The organism is Nocardioides sp. NPDC059952 (assembly GCF_042730435.1).
Taxonomy (GTDB): Bacteria; Actinomycetota; Actinomycetes; order Propionibacteriales; family Nocardioidaceae; genus Nocardioides.
On record NZ_JBHWLY010000040.1, the window covers coordinates 1 to 18,575 of the forward strand.

Sequence of the window (18,575 nt, forward strand, 5' to 3'; positions counted from 1 at the left end):
GAGCGGCTGGTCTATCTGTCCTACGGTCTGGCGATCCTGCTCGGGTTCATCGGCCTCAAGCTCGTCTTCCACGCGCTGCACGAGAACGAGCTGCCCTTCATCAATGGTGGTGAGCATGTCGAGTGGGCCCCGGAGGTCTCCATCGAGGTCTCCCTGAGCGTGATCATCGGCATTCTGGCCATCACCACCATCTTGAGCCTGCTGAAGTCGCGCAGCATGACCGCGAAGGAGCGCGACGACGCCACCGGCCCACGCAGCATGTGACGCCTCGTCGAACCGGTTCGGGTCCTGCTCGACGCAAGATCCGTCAGATCATCGAGCCGAAGCAGGCGCGACGGTCGCCGCGACGCCGCTGCGAGCAAGCTCATCGCGGACGAATCCCGTCGCCTTGAGCTCCTCGACGTAGGCCGAGACGGCGGCGACGGCCTCCGCGTCGAGCCCGCGGGGGAGGCCGACGGACTGGCGGATCTCCATAAACGCCGGCTCCAGGATCCGGCGGCCGGTCGCGGCGACGTACTCCTCCATCGGCTGGCGCACCCCTGCGGCCGCGTCGAGCCCTTGCTCCTCGAAGACGTCGGTGGCCTCGTCGGCGCGGACCACCTCCGCGTGCCGGAGGCTGCGGGTCAGGAAGAGGTCGTAGGCCGACCCGTCGCGGACGCCGATACGTACGCCGTCGCGGTCGATCTTGTCCGCCCCGGTGAGCGGCGAGTCGGCGTCGGTCACGTAGACGCCCTCGATGAGCACATAGGGAGCCGTGAAGACGACGCCCTCCTCCCGCGCCGGCTCGTTGGCGAGGAAGCAGAGGTCGACCCGGCCCTCGGTGATCGCAGCGTACGAGTCGCGGGCAGCGTTGACGCAGTGGAGCTGGAGCGGGACGCCGAGCCAGTCCGCCACGGACCGCGCGATGGCGACGGTGACGCCGCGAGGGTCCTCAGCGGTGCCCTGGGCGAGCACCGGGTTGCCGAGGTTGATGACCACCCGGAGAGTGCCGGTGGGGGCGATCAGGGTGGCGAGCGGGCTCGGCGAGGGCATCTGGACTCCTGGTGTATGGATCGGTGGTCAGCTGAGGGTGAGGTGGGGAGGCTCTTCGTCCGCTCCGAGCCGGCTGGCCGCCTTGGCTCCGAGGCTGGTGGCGATGTGCTGACGCATCACCTCGGCGGCGCCGTCGCTGTCGCCGCGGATCACCGCGTCCAGGAGCTTGGCGTGCTCTCGGTCCTTGGCGTCCCGCTCCGGCTGGTCACGCTCCACCTGCAGGCCGAGGTGGCGATAGCGGTCGGCCTTGTCCCAGAGCCCCGCGAGCGTGGTGATGAGGATGTCGTTGTGGGAGGCGGTGTAGACCGCGGCGTGGAAACGGCGGTGCGCGACCAGGTCCGACACGCTGGGCTGGTTGGGGAGCGCATGCAGGGATGCCGCGGCCTCGCGCATCGCCCGGATGTCGTCCTTGGTGCGCCGCTGCGCGGCGAGGGATGCGGCGAGCGGGTCGAGCGAGCGGCGCACCTCGAGTAGGTCGCGTGCCTCCTCTGCGGTGAGCGCCGAGACGCGGGCGTCACGGTGGGCGTCCAGCTCCACCAGCCCCTCGGTCATCAGCCGGCGCATCGCCTCGCGCAGAGGTGTGGTGCTGATCCCGATCGTCTTCGCCAGGGTCGCCTGGTGCAGCACCGTGCCGGGCTCGAACTCCCCGGTCAGGATGCCGTCGCGCAGTCGTGTGTAGGCGTAGTCGCTCTTGGTGGCGTAGACCCCGGCGGGCTCCGTCATGGCATGTCTCCCTTGTTGAAACTCGCTATAACGTACTCGATCTGATGGGTATGTGTCACGCACATTCGCGCCTTGGTGGCAAGCTTCGAAGAATTTCTCCTCCGATGAGGCGAACAGCACTGACCCTCGAGAACGTGCAGGTCAGATACGTGTTGCTGAGATCTTGACTCGCCGATCATGACTCGGATCCTGGTGTTGTTTTGCCGCGAACGCTTGACGGTTACAGGTTATAACGAGCACAGTGGCGCTCATCACACCCCTAGACCCCTCATCGAGGAGCGGAGCCCATGCAGTCATCCACGTCCAGGCTCGGGACCCGATCACCAGTCCGCAGACACCTGGCGCTGGCCGCCGTCGGCGCGTTCGCCATGGCATCGCTGGTCGCCTGTGGCGGCGGCGAGGCCGCCGTCGAGCCGAAGGAGAACAAGATCTCGGTCGAGGAGGTGCCCGACTACTACCCCGACAGCTATGCCGAGGACGTCGTGGCCGCGTCGAAGAAGGAGGGCGGGGAGCTCACCATCTACTCCAACACCTCCGAGGAGAACTGGGCGCCGATCTTCCGCGACTTCAAGAAGAAGTTCCCCTGGGTCGAGAAGGTCTCGGCCAACGACCTGGACAGCGACGAGGTGTTCCAGCGCGTCCTCGCCGAGCAGGCCACCGGTTCTTCGCCCGTCGACCTCGTGGTCTCCAACGCGTCGGTCGCCTGGGCCGACTTCGCCGAGCGCGAGGGCACCCTGCAGGCGTACGAGTCGCCCGAGCTCGCCAAGCTTCCGGACTTCGCCCAGCTGCTCCCCGATGTCTACGCGATGTCGACCGACCCGCAGACCATCGCCTACAACACCGAACTGATGCCTGAGGCCCCGACGGGCGTCGCCGACCTGGCCGACATCGCCGAGGAGAACAAGGACCTCCTGCAGGACAAGATCACGGTCCGCGACCCGGAGAGCAGCTTCGGGTTCACGGTGACCCGCAACTTCACCGAGGCCAACCCTGACGGCTGGAGCGACCTGGAGCGGGTGCTCCCGTACACCCGCGCCGAGACCTCCTCGGGCACCCAGATGGAGAAGATCCTGTCGGGGGAGTACCTCGCCGGCTTCTTCGTCAGCGGCGGCCCCGCCTTCCCTGTCGTGGACGACAGCCAGGGCCTGGTCGAGGTGATCTATCCCGAGGACGGCACCACGATCCTTCCGCGTGGGGTCGGCATCGCCGCCGATGCGCCGCACGCCGCGACGTCGAAGCTCTTCGTCGACTTCCTGCTCTCCGACGAGGGTCAGCGTGCGGTCGCCGAGGGCGGCCTGTCCTCCTATCGCGACGGCATCGAGGGCCCGGGCCTGCACACCTACCAGGAGGTCGTCGAGGCGGTCGGCGAGGAGAACGTGCTCTTCGCGCCGTACGAGACCGTGCCGAAGGACGAGGTCGACGCCTGGCTGGACAAGTTCTACAGCTACGTCGAGCCCGCCCCCGAGGAGGAGTGAGCTCCCGATGGCAACCATGACCACGACGCCGCCGGCGTCTCAGGACCAGGGGCCCGACCTTCGGGCGCCGCGCTACCGCAGGCCGTTCGGTGTCGGTCGGGACCAGCTCACCATGTACGGCGTACTGGCGGTGCTGGCGATCCTGGTGCTCGCACCGGTCGTCCCCACGTTGTGGCAGAGCGTCGTCGATCGCCCTCTCTACGAGGACGGCGGCGTCCTGACCCTCGAGGGCTACCGAGCGCTCTTCACCGATTCCGGGTTCGGCGAGGTCATCCTCAACACCCTGATCTTCGCGACGCTCACCACGGCCCTCAGCATCATGATCGCGGTGCCGATGGCGGTCGTGGTGGTGCGTACCCGGCTTCCCGGCGGACGGCTGATCGCGCTGGCGATGCAGTGGCCGTTCTTCATCTCCTCGTTGATCCTCGGCTTCGGTTGGATCCTGATGTACGGCCCCGCCGGCTTCGTCAGCACCCAGGTCGAGCAGCTCTTCGGTGCCGTGCCGTGGAACCTCTACTCGATCCCCGGCATGGCCGTCACCGAGGCCGTCGCGCTCGCCCCGATCGCGTACGTCTTCTGCGCCAACGCGCTGCGCCAGTCGGACGCCTCGCTCGAGTCGGCGGCCCAGGTGTGCGGTGCCGGACCGGCGCGGATCCTGTTCCAGGTCGTGGTGCCGATGCTGCGGCCGCCGGTGGTCTACAGCTCGATCCTGATCTTCTCGATGTCTGTCGAGACGCTCAGCGTCCCGCTGCTCTACGGCCAGCCGGTCAACATCAGCGTCTTCTCCACGTTCCTCTACAAGAACGGCCTCCAGGCCGTGGACCCCGACTACACCGTGCTCGGCGCTGCCTCCGTCGTGATCCTGCTGGTCACGATCAGTCTGGTCGCGCTCCAGGCCAAGCTCCTCAAGGACTCCGCGCGGTTCGTCTCAGTGCGCGGCAAGGCCACGCGGCCACGCAAGCTCGAGCTGGGCTGGGTGAAGTGGGTGAGCGTTGCCTTCATCGCGTTCTACGTCGTCTTCGGTGCGCTGATCCCGATCCTGGGGCTGGTGTTCCGCTCCTTCACGCTGATCTTCACGCCGCTGCGCAACCCGTTCGACTTCCTGACCATGGACAACTACGCGACGGTCTTCCAGTTCGAGTCCTACCGCCAGTCGATCGTCAACAGCCTCATCGTCGCCGGCGTCGGCTCGGTCCTGGTCAGCGCCCTCGCGGTGATGGCAGTCATGGTCGCGCGGAGGTCGACCTTCCGCTTCGGCCGCCTGGTCGAGTACCTCGCCCTGATCCCGCAGTCGGTTCCGGGGATCATCATCGGCATCGGCTTCTTCTGGGCCTTCGCCTTCGCCCCGTTCGGTGCGGGCACCCTGGTCCAGGGAACGCTCGGTGCCCTGGTCATCGCCTTCGGGCTCCGGGCGCTGCCGAGTGCCTTCGGATCCGTCGCGCCGGCGATCATGCAGATCGGGGCCGAGCTGGACAACGCGGCCCGGGTCTCGGGCGCCGACTGGCTGATGACGTTCTTCCGGGTCCTGCGTGTGCTGATCACGCCCGCCTTCGCCGGAGCGCTGGTCCTCACCTTCGTGATCATGCTGAAGGAGTACTCGCCCGCCGTCTTCCTCAGCTCTGCCGACAGCAACATCCTCGGCACCACCATGCTCGAGCTCTGGGCTCAGGGCCGCACCGGCTCCGTGGCCGCGCTCGCCACCGTCCAGATCGCCATCACCGCCGCCTTCGTGGCACTTGCAGGCCTGCTGATGAAGGGAAAGCACCATGCCTGAGCTCGTCGTCAAGAACCTCAAGAAGGAGTTCGGTGACAACACCGTTCTCCACGACAACACCTTCACCATCAAGGACGGCGAGTTCTTCACGCTCCTCGGTCCCAGCGGGTGCGGGAAGTCGACCACCCTCAACTGCATCGCCGGCCTCGAACGTCCCACGGGTGGGGCGATCACGGTCGACGGCACCACGTTCGTCGACCAGGAGCGGGGCACCTTCCTGCCGCCGGAGGAGCGCAACCTCGGCATGGTGTTCCAGTCCTACGCCCTGTGGCCGCACATGACGATCGCGAAGAACCTCGCGCTCCCGCTCGACATCCGCAAGGTCGACAAGGCCCGCCAGAAGGAGCTCATCCACGACGCGCTGGACAAGGTCGGCCTCGCCGACCTCAGCGCCCGCTACCCGCACCAGCTGTCCGGCGGCCAGCAGCAGCGGGTCGCGCTGGCCCGCGCGCTCGTCTACTCGCCCACGATGCTGCTGCTCGACGAGCCGCTCTCCAACCTCGACGCCAAGCTGCGCGAGCAGGCCCGGGCCTGGCTCAAGCGCCTCCAGGTGGAGCTCGGCATCACCACCGTCTACGTCACCCACGACCAGGACGAGGCGCTCGCGCTCAGCGACCGCATCGCGGTGATGTCCGGCGGCCACATGCTCCAGGTCGCCGACCCGCACGCCATCTACGAGCGTCCCGCCACCCCCGAGGTCGCCGCCTTCGTCGGCCGCTGCAACTTCTTCCAGGGCAAGGTCGAGGAGTCCAGCGGCTCACGGCACACCGTCCGTCTCGACGCCAACGACGGCGTCGTCGTGGTCGAGGCCGACCTGGAGACCTCACCCGGTCAGGGGATCACGGTAGCGATCCGCCCCGAGCGGCTCGAGGTCGTACCCGCCGGCGCCGAGACGCCCGGCACCAACCGGCTCGACACCGAGGTCCTCACCTCCTCCTACGTCGGCAGCCACTACGAGTACGACGTACGCCTCGGCAACCAGGTCGTCCAGGTGGAGAGCCAGCACCCCGGTCTCACCGGCGGCGTCCAGTTGGTCTTCGAGCCCGGCAGCGCCCTGCTCTACGCCGAGAAGGTCGCGCTCAGCCAGGAGGAGCGGGACCTGCTCACGGTCTCCTGACCCTCCCGCCCCACCTACCTCCTCCCATCGAAAGGCCACCAACGTGACCACACAGCCCACCCGCACGTACCGACTCGGCGTCCTTCTCGGCGACGGCATCGGACCCGAGATCGTCCCCTCGACGGTCGCAATGATCGACGCGGCCGTCGCCGCCGCGGGGATCGACCCGGTCGACTGGCACGAGCTCCCGCTCGGCGCCTCGGCGATCGAGGAGCACGGCAGCCACACCCCGGAGACCACCCTCAAAGTCCTCGAGGACCTCGACGGCTGGCTCCTCGGACCGCACGACAGCGCGGCCTACCCCGAGCCGTACCGCAGCCAGCTCAACCCCAGCGGCACGATCCGTAAGCACTTCGGCCTCTACGCCAACATCCGGCCCGCCAAGGCCTTCCAAGGCGGCAACGCCGTGGTCCCCGGCACCGATCTCGTCATCGCGCGCGAGAACACCGAGGGCTTCTACGCCGACCGCAACACCTTCCGGGGCACCGGCGAGATCATGCCGACGCCCGACGTGGCGATCATGCACGGCATCATCACCCGCGCCGGGACCGAGCGGATCGCCCGAGCGGCCTTCGAGCTCGCCACCCGCCGCCGCAACAAGGTGACGATCGTGCACAAGGCCAACGTGCTCAAGATGACGACCGGCCTGTTCCGCGACGTTTGCCGTGAGATGGCGAAGGACTACCCGGGCGTCGAGGTCGACGACTTCCACATCGACGCGATGACCGTGCACCTGGTGCGCCGGGCAGACGACTTCGACGTCATCGTCACCGAGAACATGTTCGGCGACATCCTCTCCGACCTCGCCGGCGAGATCGCCGGCTCGCTCGGCATCGCCCCGTCGATCAACACCTCCGACACCCACGCCATGGCCCAGGCCTCGCACGGCTCAGCGCCTGACATCGCCGGCCAGGACATCGCCAACCCGATCGCGATGAACCTCTCCGGCTCGATGCTGCTCGACTGGCTCAGCAGCCGCCACGACGACGCCCGGCTCGCCGACGCGGCGCGCCGCCTCGACGACGCCGTCGCCGCCACCGTCGCGGCCGGAGTGTCCACCCGAGACCTCGGCGGCAGCGCGGGCACCCGCGAGTTCACCGACGCCGTCGTCGCTCGCATCGCCGCGGCCTGACGGCCGCCCGAACGTACGTCCCCGACCCCAGGAGGAGCACCACCCATGTCCAGGCCCACCGTCGCGCTGATCCACGCGAGCCAGGCCTCGTTGGCCCCCGCCGACGCCGCGTTCGGCGACGAGTTCCCCGAGGCCGAGCTCTGGCACCTGCTCGACAACCGGCTCGTCTCCGACGCGGACGCGGCGGGTGGCCTCACCGAGGAACTGCGTGCCCGGATGAGCACGTTGATCCAGTACGCCGTCGACGGCGGTGCCGACGCGGTGCAGCTCTCGTGCTCGATGTACGGTCCCGTCGCCCACGACGTGGCGGCGCACCAGCCCGTCACTGTACTGGCCTCGGACCAGGCGATGTTCGACCACGTCGTGGCGCTCCGCCCCGGGCGGATCACGGTGCTCGCGTCGCTGGGCCAGGCTGCCGCTGACAGTGCTCAGCGTCTGGGGGACTGGCTTGCCGCGGCAGGGGTGGCGAGCGAGATCGAGCCGGTTCTCGTGCGCGGTGCCGCCGCTGCCGCGACGGCCGGAGACCTCGACGAGCTGACCCGGCTGATGGCGGCCGAGGCGGTGACCGCGGCCAGGTCGGCGGAGGTCATCGTGCTCGCGCAGTACTCGCTGGCGCCCGCACTCGCGGGGATCGCGGCCGTCGTGGACGTGCCTGTCCTCAGCGCACCGCACCTGGCCGCGGGCTCGCTGGCGAGCCGGCTGAAGGAGCGCGTCTCGTGATCGCGATCGGCTGCATCGCCGACGACTTCACCGGCGGTTCCGACGTGGCCGCGGCGCTGCGTCGTTCGGGGCTCTCGGTGGCGCTCCTCTTCGACGCACCCGATGAGGAGACGGTCGCCCCGGAGGTGGACGCCGTCGTCATCGCCCTCAAGACTCGGACCGTCCCGGTCGAGGATGCCGTCGCCCGGTCGCTGGCTGCGCTGGCCTGGCTGCGGGCGGGCGACGTCGAGCGGGTCTACTTCAAGTACTGCTCGACCTTCGACTCGACCGACGAGGGCAACATCGGCCCGGTCACCGACGCCCTCCTGGACGCGCTCGGTGAGCCGACCACCGTGATCTGCCCGGCCTCTCCGGAGCACGGCCGGACGACGTACCTCGGGCATCTGTTCGTGGGGGACCGGCTGCTCAGCGAGTCGCCGATGCGGCACCATCCGCTGACCCCGATGACCGATCCCGACCTGGTTCGGGTGCTGCAGCGACAGACCACCGGCGTGGTCGGGGCGCTGCCGCTGTCGACGATCACCGAAGGATCCGGCGCAGTGATGGTGGCTCTGAAGGCGCATGCCGCTGCCGGCGTACGTCACGTGGTCGCCGACGCGGTCCGCGACACGGACCTGCTCGCGATCGCTGAGGGAGCCACCGACCTCCGACTGCTGACCGGGGGAGCGGGCCTGGCAGGCGCGGCCGGTGCCGTGGCCGCGGCCGGGTCCAGGACGTCGACACCCGCGGGCGAGCTTCCCGCAGGCCCGGGGGTGGTCCTCGCCGGTTCCTGCTCGGCAGCCACGCTCGCCCAGGTCGCCGCGGCAGCCGAGGTCATGCCGTCCTATCGGCTCGACCCCACGCTCACCCCGGACCCCGCCGAGATGCTCGCCTCCGCGACCGAGTGGCTGACCGGCCATCTGGGCGAGTCACCGGTCCTGGTCTACTCCTCGGCCGGCCCGGAGGAGCGTGAGCTCGCCAAGGCGGCGATGGGCGCGGAGACGTCGTCGATCCTCGAACGGACACTCGGCTCCCTCGCGCGAACGGCAACCCACCGAGGCGCCCGGCGGATCGTCGTCGCCGGGGGCGAGACCTCCGGCGCCGTCGTCCAGGCCCTCGGCGTACGCAGCGTCCTGGTCGATCACGAGGCCGACCGAGGCGTGCCGTGGTGTCTCGCCGACGAGGGTCTCGCGCTGCTGCTCAAGTCGGGCAACTTCGGCACGGAGGACCTGCTGGTCCGCGCCGCGGGGGCCGAGGCATGAGCGGCGTCGCTGAACAGATCGTCGAGCTGGGCGCGTCCTTCTTCAACCGCTCGCTGACCTTCGGCCGCACCGGCAATCTCAGTGCGAAGGTGGCCGAGGACCGCATCCTGCTGACGCCCACCGGTATCAGCCTCGGTGCCCTGGACCCGAGCGCGTTGTCGGTCATCGACCTCGCAGGTCGCCACGTCGACGGTGTCAAGCCGTCCAAGGAGGCCTTCCTGCACGCGGCTGTCTACCGGTCGCGGCCCACGGCGAGCGCCGTCGTACACCTGCACAGCACCCACGCCGTGGCGGTCTCCTGCCTCGCCGACGTCGACCCCGCCGACGTGCTGCCGCCGCTCACCGCCTACTACGTGATGCGCGTCGGCCGGCTCCCACTGCTGCCGTACCACGCACCCGGCGACACCTCGCTCGAGACGCTCGCAGAGACGACGGCCCTTGACCACCACAGCTTCCTGGTGGCCAATCACGGCTCCGTCGTCTCCGGATCCGACCTGGCCGCCGCGGCCGACGCGGCTGAGGAGCTCGAGGAGACGGCCCGGCTCTTCCTGCTGCTCCGCGGCCACGCCACGCGACCGCTCACCCATGAACAGGTCGCAGACCTGACCCGGAGGTTCCCCTGATGACCGTCATCGCCCACCCCGACCGGCTCACCGAGTTCGGCGCCGACGTGCTCGTCTCCCTCGGCGTACCCGAGGCCGACGCCGGGCTCGTCAGCGACAGCCTCGTCACCGCCGATCTGTGGGGCCATCCGTCCCACGGCATGCTCCGCCTGCCCTGGTACGTCGCCCGGCTCCGCTCCGGCGTGATGGCGGCAGTCACCCGCGAGGAGATCGTCGTCGACACCGGCGCCCTGGCCGTCATGGACGGCCGCGACGGCGTCGGCCAGGTCATCACCGACCGGGCCACCCGTGCCGCGGTTACGCGCGCCGCCGTCCACGGCATCGGCGTCGTGGCCGTACGCAACAGCAACCACTTCGGCACCGCCGCCTACTGGACCCGTCGGATGGCCGAGGCCGGCTGCGTCGGGATCCTGACCACCAACGGCAGCCCGGCGATGGCCCCCTGGGGCGGCACCGAGAAGACCGTCGGCGCCAACCCGTGGTCGGTCGCGACACCGGGCGGCAGCAACCCGCCCGTGGTCCTCGACATCGCCAACACCGGCGTGGCCCGCGGCAAGATCTATGCCGCCGCCGAGCGCGGCGAGCAGATCCCCGACACCTGGGCGTTCGACACCGACGGCGTGTCCACGACCGACCCCTACGTCGCGATCCAGGGCCTGCTCGCTCCGATGGGCGGCCACAAGGGCTACGGCATCTCCTTCGTGATGGACGTGCTCTCCGGGGTTCTGACCGGGTCGGGCTATGGGACCGGCGTCGTCGGTCCCTATGTCCCCGACCGGCGTAGCGCGTGCGGCCACCTCGTGCTGGCGCTCCGGGTCGACACCGTCCTCCCCGGCGGCGAATTCGGGGCACGGATCGACGACCTGATCGCCGCGACCAAGTCGGTGCCCCGCGCCCCCGGCGTCGAGGAGATCTTCTACCCCGGCGAGATCGAGGCCCGCGCGGAAGCGCGGGGCCGGCTGACCGGCGTACGTCTGCCGGACAAGACGGTGAGCGACCTGCGTGACCTCGGTGCCGAGTGCGGCGTGGCCTTCGACGACTCGATGCTGGAGAAGGTGGCCGGCTGATGTTCACCGTCCTGGTCGACCTGACCGTCCGGCCCGAGCGCGTCGAGGAGTTCCTCGACGGCATCCGGGTCAACTCCCGCGCCTCGCTGCGCGACGAGCCCGGCTGCCTGCGCTTCGACGTGCACCGCCGTGCCGACGACCCCCACCGCTTCGTGCTGCACGAGGTCTACACCGACGAGGACGCGTTCCGTCGCGCCCACCGAGAGGCGCCGCACTACGCCGTATGGCGTGCGGTGGCGGACCGGTGCGTGGTCGAGGGCGGGCACGTCAACACGTACGCGACGCCGGCGTTCCCGGAGGACCTGGCATGACCCGCCCGAGCAAGGTGCGCTCGCTCGACTCGTTCGGGACCCGCGACACCCTCGAGGTCGACGGCAGGACGTACGAGATCCACAGCCTGGCCGGCCTCGACATCGACGCTCTGCCCTGGAGCCTGCGCGTCGTGCTGGAGAACCTGCTCCGGCACGAGGACGGCGAGCGGTCAAGCGCCGAGCAGGTCGAGCTCCTGCTGGGCTGGGCCGAAGGTCCCGGCCACGACAGCGCCATCGACCTGAGCCCGTCGCGCGCCTTCCTGCACGACACCAACGGCGTGCCGACCCTGGCGGACCTCGCCGCGATGCGGGACGCGATGACCGGTCTCGGGGAGGACCCGTCGCTGGTCAACCCGCAGATCCCGGCCGAGCTCGTCATCGACCACTCGGTCATCGCCGACGTCTTCGGCCGCAGCGATGCCTTCGAGCGCAACGTCGAGATCGAGTACGTCCGCAACACCGAGCGCTACCGCTTCCTCAAGTGGGGAAAGGACACCCTCGAGGACTTCGCCGTGGTGCCGCCCGGCACTGGGATCATGCACCAGATCAACGCCGAGTACCTCTCCCGGGTCGTCACCGCCGAGGAGGGCTGGGCCTATCCCGACATCTGCCTCGGCACCGACTCCCACACGACCATGGTCAACGGCATGGGCGTGCTCGCGTGGGGCATCGGCGGCATCGAGGCCGAGGCGGTCATGCTCGGCGAGTCGCTGTCGATGCGGTTGCCGCGGGTCGTCGGCTTCCGGCTGCACGGCGACCTGCCCGAGGGTGCCACCGCGACCGACCTCGTGCTCACCATCACCGAGAAGCTGCGGCGGCACGGTGTCGTCGGGAAGTTCGTCGAGTTCTACGGTCCCGGTGTCTCCGCGACGACCCTCCCGGACAGGCTCACGATCGCCAACATGAGCCCGGAGTTCGGCTCGACCTGCGCCTACTTCCCGATCGACGCGGAGACGGTGCGCTACCTCCGCTTCACGGGACGTCCCGAGGAGCAGATCCGTTTGGTCGAGGCGTACGCCCAGCACCAGGGGCTGTGGTTCGACCCGGACCACGAGCCGGCCTACTCCGAGACGGTCGAGCTCGACCTGGCCACCGTCGTGCCGTCCATGGCCGGACCGCGTCGCCCGCAGGACCGGGTGCTGCTCACCGAGGCGCAGGAGGCCTTCCGGCGCTCGCTTCCGGAGGTCCTCGGGCTCGACGCCGGCACCGAGAGCCCGAGCCGAGAGGCCGAGCTGACGCTCCACGGAGACAGGCACGCCATCGACCACGGGGCCGTGGCCATCGCCGCGATCACCTCCTGCACCAACACCTCCAACCCGTCGGTCATGGTGGCCGCGGGCCTGCTCGCCAAGCGCGCCGTCGAGCGGGGCTTGGTCAGCCGGCCGTGGGTCAAGACCAGCCTGTCGCCCGGCTCGAAGGTGGTCACCGACTACCTCACGGACGCGGGTCTCATGCCCTACCTCGAGAAGCTCGGCTTCCACCTCACCGGCTACGGCTGCATGACCTGCATCGGCGCCTCCGGGCCGCTGATCCCCGAGGTCGCCGAGGCCGTCCACGAGCACGACCTCAGCGTCGTCTCGGTGCTCTCGGGCAACCGCAACTTCGACGGCCGGATCAACCCCGACGTACGGATGAACTACCTGGCCTCGCCCCCGCTGGTGGTGGCGTACGCCCTCGCCGGGACGATGGACGTCGACCTCGTCAACGAACCGCTCGGCCACGACCTCGAGGGTCGCCCGGTCCACCTGGCCGATCTGTGGCCGACATCGCACGAGATCCAGGACGTCATCGACGGCACCGTGGAGGCGGGCATGTTCGCCAAGGCGTACGCCGACGTCTTCACCGGTGACGAGCGCTGGCAGGGTCTGGACGTCCCGGCGGGGGAGACCTTCGCCTGGGACGAGGGGTCGACCTACCTGCGCCGGCCGCCCTACCTGGACGGGATGACCCGGGAGCCGCGCCCGGTGGCCGACATCAGCGGCGCCCGGGTGCTGGTCAAGCTGGGCGACTCGGTCACCACCGACCACGTCTCGCCCGCCGGGGCGATCCCGGTGCACACACCGGCCGGGCGCTACCTGACGGAGCTCGGGGTCGAGCGGTTCCAGCTCAACACCTACGCCTCGCGCCGCGGCAACCACGAAGTGATGATGCGCGGCTGCTTCGCCAACGTACGCCTGCGCAACCAGCTCGTTCCCGGCGTCGAGGGCGGGTCGACGCTGAACCTGCTGACCGGCGAGACCCAGAGCGTCTACGACGCGGCGATGGCCTACCGAGACGCCGGCGTCCCGCTGGCCGTCCTCGGTGGCAAGGAGTACGGCAGCGGATCGTCTCGCGACTGGGCGGCCAAGGGCCCGGCGCTCCTCGGCGTGCGAGCCGTCCTCGCGGAGTCGTTCGAGCGCATCCATCGCTCGAACCTGATCGGGATGGGCATCCTGCCCCTGGAGTTCCTGCCGGGGGAGTCGGCGGAGTCATGGGGTCTGACCGGCACCGAGACGTACGCCATCACCGGTCTCGACGCCCTCAACGGTCCTTCGCGTCCGGAGACCGTCGTCGTCACGGCCGGTACCACCAGCTTCGAGGTGCGGGTCCGTCTCGACACCGAACGTGATGCCGCCTACTACCGGCACGGCGGGATCACGCCCTACGTCCTGCGCCGGATCCTCGCTGACTAGGTGGGGCGGGCAGGTGGACCGAACACAGTGCCGTGGGTGAGCCCTCGGCGCCCGGATTTCGCTTCATCCCCTCGCGGGCTCGGCACCTTCGTCGGAGGAGAGCAGGTCCATGCGCGCCAGCGGGATCGGCCGCACCTCGCGCGGTCCGCCGAGCACGTGTCCGTCCTCGCAGGTCAGCTCGAGGTGCACCTCGGCCCCGCAGTCGCGGTGCTCGAGGGCTAGGGCCGAGCCGTGCCCCTCGGCGAGATAACGGTCGCCCCACGCCATCAGGGCGACCAGAGCGGGGTAGAGATCGAGGCCCTTCTGGGTCAGGCGGTACTCGTGGCGCTGGCGCTGACCCTCGGCGTGGTAGGGCACCCGGGTGAGCACGCCCTGCGCGACGAGGGTGTTGAGCCGGTTGGTGAGCACCGCTCGAGGGACGTCGAGGTTCTTCTGGAGGTCGGCGAAGCGGCGTACGCCGAGGAATGCCTCTCGGAGCACGAGCAGGCTCCACTTCTCGCCGACCACCGCCAGGGTGCCGGCGACCGAGCATCTGGTGCGGTCGATCTCATCTGCAAGCACGGACCAAGCCTATATCTGCTGAATTCGTTTGACGAACTCAGATGGCGGTAGGAGAGTTCGAATCATGAACTCAGCCAAGCCTGTCGAGCTCGGCACGGTCGTCACGAGGCCGGTGCGAGCCGATGACATCGCCGCCTTCGAGCGCCTGTGGGGCCGCCTGTCCCCAGAGACGATCTACCGCCGCTTCCACTCGCCGCTGCGCTGCCTGTCGCTCAAGCTGCGGCGATATCTCGTCGAGGTCGACCACGACGACCGCGAGGCCCTGGTCGCGGTCGTCGGGGGAGAAGTGATCGCGGTGGCACGCTATGACCGAAGTCCCGACGACTCGGGCGAGGCCGAGGTCGCGGTGCTGGTCGAGGACGCCTGGCAGGGACGTGGGATCGGGGTGCGGATGCTGCGCGAGATCGGCGGCCTGGCCGGCCGCCGCGGGATCCACGTCCTCACCGGTGACGTGCAGGCCGAGAATCGCCAGATGGTGCACATCGCCCGGTCACTGCTCGGTCCCGAGGCGGTGCGCTCCGGCGGGCCGGTGGTGGAGGTACGCGGGCGTCTCCCGATCGAGCAGCTCGCGACCGTCCTGATCGCCTCCTGATCGCGTCCTGATCGCGTCCTCGCGGTGCGGGCGGAGGATCCCTCGCCCGCGGAGTAGGTTGACGCCATGCCTCTCGAGACCGGCGCCGTCGCGCCCGACTTCACCCTCCCCGCCCAGGACGGCACGTCCGTCACGCTCTCCTCGTTGCTCGAGAATGGACCCGTGGTGCTCTTCTTCTACCCGGCCGCCGAGACTGCCGTGTGCACCAAGGAGGCCTGCCACTTCCGCGACCTCGCCGCGGAGTTCGAGGAGATCGGCGCCCACCGGCTCGGGATCAGCAAGGACAGCGTGGAGAAGCAGGCCGGCTTCGCCGCCAACCACGATCTCGACTACCCGGTGCTCTCCGACCCCGCCGGCTCGGTGGCCCAGCTCTACGGCGTGAAGCCCAGCATTCTCGGCAAGCTCGGGCCGCTGCAGCGTACGACCTTCGCGATCGGCACCGACGGCCGGATCAAGGCCGTCGTCGAGGGGATGCTCAAGGCCGAGATCCACGCCGACGAGGCCCTCGCGGCGCTCAGGGACGAGATGGGATGACCACCCGGCCCACCATCGCGGTCACCGGGGCGACCGGGTTCGTCGGAGGTGCCGTCGCCCGTGCGCTGGGTGGCTCCGACACCGCTCTCCGGCTTCTCGTACGTGACACCGCCAGGGCCCCCGAGATCCCCGGAGCCGACGCGTTCGCAGTCACCTACGGCGACGCAGCGGCCGCGGCGCGGGCCCTCGACGGCGTCCGGACCGTGCTCATGGTCTCGGCCTCGGAGTCGGCCGACCGCCTGGAGCAGCACCTCACCTTCGTCGACGCCGCCGCGTCGGCCGGGGTCGAGCACATCGTCTACACGTCCTTCTTCGGTGCCGCGCCGGATGCGGCCTTCACGCTCGCCCGCGACCACTTCGCGACCGAGGAGCGGATCAAGGCGAGCGGCATGACCTACACCCTGCTGCGGGACAACTTCTACCTCGACTTCCTCCCCGCCCTGGTCGGTGAGGATGGCGTCATCCGAGGTCCAGCGTCCGATGGGCGGTTCGCGCCGGTCGCGCGGGCCGACGTGGCTCGCTCCGCCGTCGCGGCACTCACGGCACCGCAGCTGCACCGGGGGCTGACGTACGACCTCACCGGACCCGAGGCGCTGACGATGAGCGAGGTCGCCGACATCCTCACCGAGCATCGCGGCCGCGAGGTGCGCTATCACGACGAGACGATCGAGGAGGCCTACGCCTCGCGCCGCCGCTGGGAGGCGCCCGACTGGCAGTACGACGCCTGGGTCTCCACCTATACCGCGATCGCCGCAGGCGAGCTCGACGGGGTCAGCACGGCCGTAGCCACTCTCACTGGGCGTGAGCCCCTGAGCCTTCGCGACTACCTCGCCGCCGGCGGGTAGGTGGCACGGACGGCGGGACTCACCACTAATCATGCTCCGTGGGTCATGGTCACGCAGCCGCCCGTCTTCTTGGCCTCACGCATGGCACGGTCTGCGAGGTCCAACAGGAAAGGCACTCCAGGTGGTGCCGCGGAGGACCACAGTGCGACGCCGATCGACGCAGTCGGGTTCACTGTCTTCGGAGTCGGGTCAAGGGGTGTCGTGATCGTGATCGGTGTGCGCAGTTGCTCCGAGATCTGGTCGAGCTCCGCCGCCGCGGGCTCGTACGGGAGAGCTATGACGAACTCGTCGCCTCCGAATCGACCCGCGAGGCTTCCGTCGTCCCTTGTCCGCAGTCGCTTGCCGATCTCCGCGAGGACCGCGTTTCCGGCCAGATGCCCGAACGACGAGTTCACATCCTTGAACCGATCGAGGTCGATCCACAGAATCGCTCGCGCCTGTCCTCCGGCCAGCAGCGCGGCGACCTCCGACTCCCACTGGTCGCGCGTCAAGAGACCGGTGAGGCTGTCACGGTGCAGTGCCTCAACCCGCGCGATGAGCTTGCCGACCTCGGCTTGGAGCTCTTGAGCCCGCTCTCGCACCTCGCCCACGTTGCGCGTCTCGAGGTGCCGACGGCGCCGCTGCCAGAATCCATAGCCGAATGCGCCGCTGGCGGTTGCTGCGAGCAAGGCGATCGCGAGCCTTGCCACTCGATGTCATCCCTCGCGCCGTTGTCAGGACCGACTGGGACGGGCACTCCGTTAAACCGCCAGTCGGCGTCGCAGCGTAGCGACGAGCTCGATGTCTTTGGTGCGGTTGACGTGAGACAGCCGCAATGGTTGCAAACGCGTTGAAGCATGGTTTCGATGCCGTTGCAGTCGCGTTGGTGTCGTGAGCCGAGGCCGGCTCAGGGCTTGAAGACGACCTTCACCATCTCGTCGGCCTTCTCCTGGAAGGACTTGTACGCCTCCGGAGCCTCGTTCAGGGGGAGGTGGTGGGTGGCGAACGTGTCGACGCCGAGCGGGTCGTCGTCGCTCTCGAGGAACGGCATCAGGTCATCCGTCCAGGCGCGTACGTTGGCCTGGCCCATGCGGATGCCGACCTGCTTGTCGAAGAGCTGCATCATCGGGAACGGGTCCATCGCGCCGCCGTAGACGCCGGCGATCGAGACCGTGCCCCCGCGGCGTACGGCGTCGAAGGCGGTGTGGAGCGCGGCCATCCGGTCGACGCCGGCGGCCTGCATCACCGGGCGGTTCACGGCTCCCGGCATCGTGGCCAGCAGCTTCGTCATCCCCTCGACGATCGGTGAGCCGTGGGCCTCCATCCCCACGGCGTCGACCACGGCGTCCGCCCCGCGTCCATCGGTCCGATCGCGCACCTGCTCGGCGATATCGCCGGAGTCGAGGACGATCGTCTCGGCTCCACGCTGCCGGACCCGGGCGAGCCGCTCGCGCTCGCGGTCCACGCTGATGACCCGGTGGCCGGCGTCGAGCGCGAAGCGGGTCACCATGTCGCCGATGGGACCGGCGCCGAGGACCAGCAGGGTGCTCTCCGGGTCGGGGTCGGCGTACTGCAGTGCCTGCCAGGCGGTCGGCAGGACGTCGGAGAGGAAGAGGAACCGGTCGTCGGTGGGACCTTGCGGGACCTTGATCGGCAGCTGGTTGCCGAAGGGAACGCGCAGGTACTCGGCCTGGCCGCCCGGGACCTGGCCGTAGAGGGAGCTGTAGCCGAAGAGGCTGGCGCCGGTGCCCTGGTCGCGGTTCTGGGTGGTCTCGCACTGCGAGTGCAGGCTGTGCCGACACATCCAGCAGGTGCCGCAGCTGACGTTGAACGGCACCACCACGCGGTCGCCGACGCTCACCTCACGGACCCCGGGGCCGACCTCGGCCACGATCCCCATCGGCTCGTGCCCGACCACGTCGCCCGGTGTCATGAACCCGGTGAGCACCTCATAGAGGTGCAGGTCGGAACCACACAGCCCGGTCGAGGTGATCTCGACGATGATGTCCTCGTCGTCGAGGATGCGCGGATCAGGGACGTCGTCCACCCGGATATCGCGTCTTCCTTGCCAGGTAACTGCCTTCATGGGTGCTCCTCCTTGGATCGAGTCACCTCTGCGGTACCCCGATCCGGGGATTCAAGCCCGGCGCGCGGCAGTGCTGAACCCGGTCGCGGTG

General features: G+C 69.5%; 18 protein-coding genes and 1 pseudogene. 14 read left to right on the top strand and 5 right to left on the bottom strand.

The window, feature by feature from the left end:
• Nucleotides 1-264, top strand: a pseudogene (locus ACFV9G_RS18195) (TerC family protein); the annotation flags it as partial.
• Nucleotides 265-312: 48 nt separating this feature from the next.
• Here the strand turns inward: ACFV9G_RS18195 and ACFV9G_RS18200 are convergent.
• Nucleotides 313-1,032 (bottom strand): transporter substrate-binding domain-containing protein, encoded by a 720-nt coding sequence (locus ACFV9G_RS18200; RefSeq protein WP_378728905.1) that lies wholly within the window; start codon nt 1,030-1,032, stop codon nt 313-315.
• A 27-nt stretch (nt 1,033-1,059) separates the two neighbouring features.
• The gene (locus ACFV9G_RS18205) at nt 1,060-1,755 is read right to left on the bottom strand and encodes a GntR family transcriptional regulator (RefSeq protein WP_378728906.1); all 696 of its coding nucleotides are present in this window, start codon (nt 1,753-1,755) and stop codon (nt 1,060-1,062) included.
• Nucleotides 1,756-2,042: 287 nt separating this feature from the next.
• Here ACFV9G_RS18205 and ACFV9G_RS18210 point away from each other — a divergent pair, with 287 nt between their 5' ends.
• From ACFV9G_RS18210 to acnA, 10 genes are read left to right on the top strand one after another with little or no spacing between them, the layout of a single operon-like run.
• On the top strand, nt 2,043-3,230 hold the full coding sequence (locus ACFV9G_RS18210; protein ID WP_378728907.1) for an ABC transporter substrate-binding protein: 1,188 nt from the start codon (nt 2,043-2,045) through the stop codon (nt 3,228-3,230).
• A gap of 7 nt (nt 3,231-3,237) precedes the next feature.
• Nucleotides 3,238-5,004 (top strand): ABC transporter permease, encoded by a 1,767-nt coding sequence (locus tag ACFV9G_RS18215; protein ID WP_378728908.1) that lies wholly within the window; start codon nt 3,238-3,240, stop codon nt 5,002-5,004.
• Complete coding sequence (locus ACFV9G_RS18220; protein ID WP_378728909.1) at nt 4,997-6,121, top strand: ABC transporter ATP-binding protein; 1,125 nt, start codon at nt 4,997-4,999, stop codon at nt 6,119-6,121. The genes ACFV9G_RS18215 and ACFV9G_RS18220 overlap by 8 nt, the downstream gene beginning before the upstream one ends.
• A gap of 43 nt (nt 6,122-6,164) precedes the next feature.
• Complete coding sequence (locus tag ACFV9G_RS18225) at nt 6,165-7,253, top strand: isocitrate/isopropylmalate dehydrogenase family protein (RefSeq protein WP_378728910.1); 1,089 nt, start codon at nt 6,165-6,167, stop codon at nt 7,251-7,253.
• Nucleotides 7,254-7,298: 45 nt separating this feature from the next.
• Entirely contained in the window at nt 7,299-7,973 is a 675-nt protein-coding gene (locus tag ACFV9G_RS18230; RefSeq protein WP_378728911.1) for a hypothetical protein, read from the top strand.
• Nucleotides 7,970-9,214: a 3-oxo-tetronate kinase gene (otnK, locus tag ACFV9G_RS18235; protein ID WP_378728912.1), complete on the top strand. Its 1,245-nt coding sequence runs from the start codon at nt 7,970-7,972 to the stop codon at nt 9,212-9,214. Before ACFV9G_RS18230 ends, otnK begins: the two co-directional genes overlap by 4 nt.
• Nucleotides 9,211-9,837 carry a 3-oxo-tetronate 4-phosphate decarboxylase gene (otnC, locus tag ACFV9G_RS18240; protein ID WP_378728913.1) on the top strand — a complete coding sequence of 209 codons (627 nt, stop codon included), beginning with the start codon at nt 9,211-9,213 and terminating at the stop codon, nt 9,835-9,837. Before otnK ends, otnC begins: the two co-directional genes overlap by 4 nt.
• Nucleotides 9,837-10,904, top strand: coding sequence for an Ldh family oxidoreductase (locus ACFV9G_RS18245; RefSeq protein ID WP_378728914.1), 1,068 nt, complete (start codon nt 9,837-9,839; stop codon nt 10,902-10,904). Before otnC ends, ACFV9G_RS18245 begins: the two co-directional genes overlap by 1 nt.
• Nucleotides 10,904-11,215 carry a putative quinol monooxygenase gene (locus tag ACFV9G_RS18250; protein WP_378728915.1) on the top strand — a complete coding sequence of 104 codons (312 nt, stop codon included), beginning with the start codon at nt 10,904-10,906 and terminating at the stop codon, nt 11,213-11,215. Before ACFV9G_RS18245 ends, ACFV9G_RS18250 begins: the two co-directional genes overlap by 1 nt.
• A complete protein-coding gene (gene acnA, locus ACFV9G_RS18255; RefSeq protein WP_378728916.1) occupies nt 11,212-13,887 on the top strand; it encodes an aconitate hydratase AcnA in 2,676 nt (891 codons plus the stop codon). The genes ACFV9G_RS18250 and acnA overlap by 4 nt, the downstream gene beginning before the upstream one ends.
• A gap of 63 nt (nt 13,888-13,950) precedes the next feature.
• On the opposite strand, the gene ACFV9G_RS18260 is transcribed toward acnA, so the two are convergent.
• Nucleotides 13,951-14,448, bottom strand: coding sequence for a winged helix-turn-helix transcriptional regulator (locus ACFV9G_RS18260; protein WP_378728917.1), 498 nt, complete (start codon nt 14,446-14,448; stop codon nt 13,951-13,953).
• Nucleotides 14,449-14,512: 64 nt separating this feature from the next.
• Here ACFV9G_RS18260 and ACFV9G_RS18265 point away from each other — a divergent pair, with 64 nt between their 5' ends.
• The 3 genes from ACFV9G_RS18265 to ACFV9G_RS18275 all read left to right on the top strand — a co-directional run bounded on the left by ACFV9G_RS18265 (nt 14,513) and on the right by ACFV9G_RS18275 (nt 16,419).
• Nucleotides 14,513-15,040, top strand: coding sequence for a GNAT family N-acetyltransferase (locus tag ACFV9G_RS18265; protein WP_378728918.1), 528 nt, complete (start codon nt 14,513-14,515; stop codon nt 15,038-15,040).
• A 66-nt stretch (nt 15,041-15,106) separates the two neighbouring features.
• Entirely contained in the window at nt 15,107-15,574 is a 468-nt protein-coding gene (locus tag ACFV9G_RS18270) for a peroxiredoxin (protein ID WP_378728919.1), read from the top strand.
• A complete protein-coding gene (locus ACFV9G_RS18275) occupies nt 15,571-16,419 on the top strand; it encodes an SDR family oxidoreductase (protein ID WP_378728920.1) in 849 nt (282 codons plus the stop codon). The genes ACFV9G_RS18270 and ACFV9G_RS18275 overlap by 4 nt, the downstream gene beginning before the upstream one ends.
• Before the next feature lie 29 nt (nt 16,420-16,448).
• Here the strand turns inward: ACFV9G_RS18275 and ACFV9G_RS18280 are convergent, their stop codons facing one another.
• Together ACFV9G_RS18280 and ACFV9G_RS18285 are read right to left on the bottom strand one after the other, a co-directional pair.
• Complete coding sequence (locus tag ACFV9G_RS18280; RefSeq protein WP_378728921.1) at nt 16,449-17,108, bottom strand: GGDEF domain-containing protein; 660 nt, start codon at nt 17,106-17,108, stop codon at nt 16,449-16,451.
• Between the two features lie 197 nt (nt 17,109-17,305).
• On the bottom strand, nt 17,306-18,484 hold the full coding sequence (locus ACFV9G_RS18285) for an alcohol dehydrogenase catalytic domain-containing protein (RefSeq protein WP_378728922.1): 1,179 nt from the start codon (nt 18,482-18,484) through the stop codon (nt 17,306-17,308).
• Nucleotides 18,485-18,575: the final 91 nt, after the last annotated feature.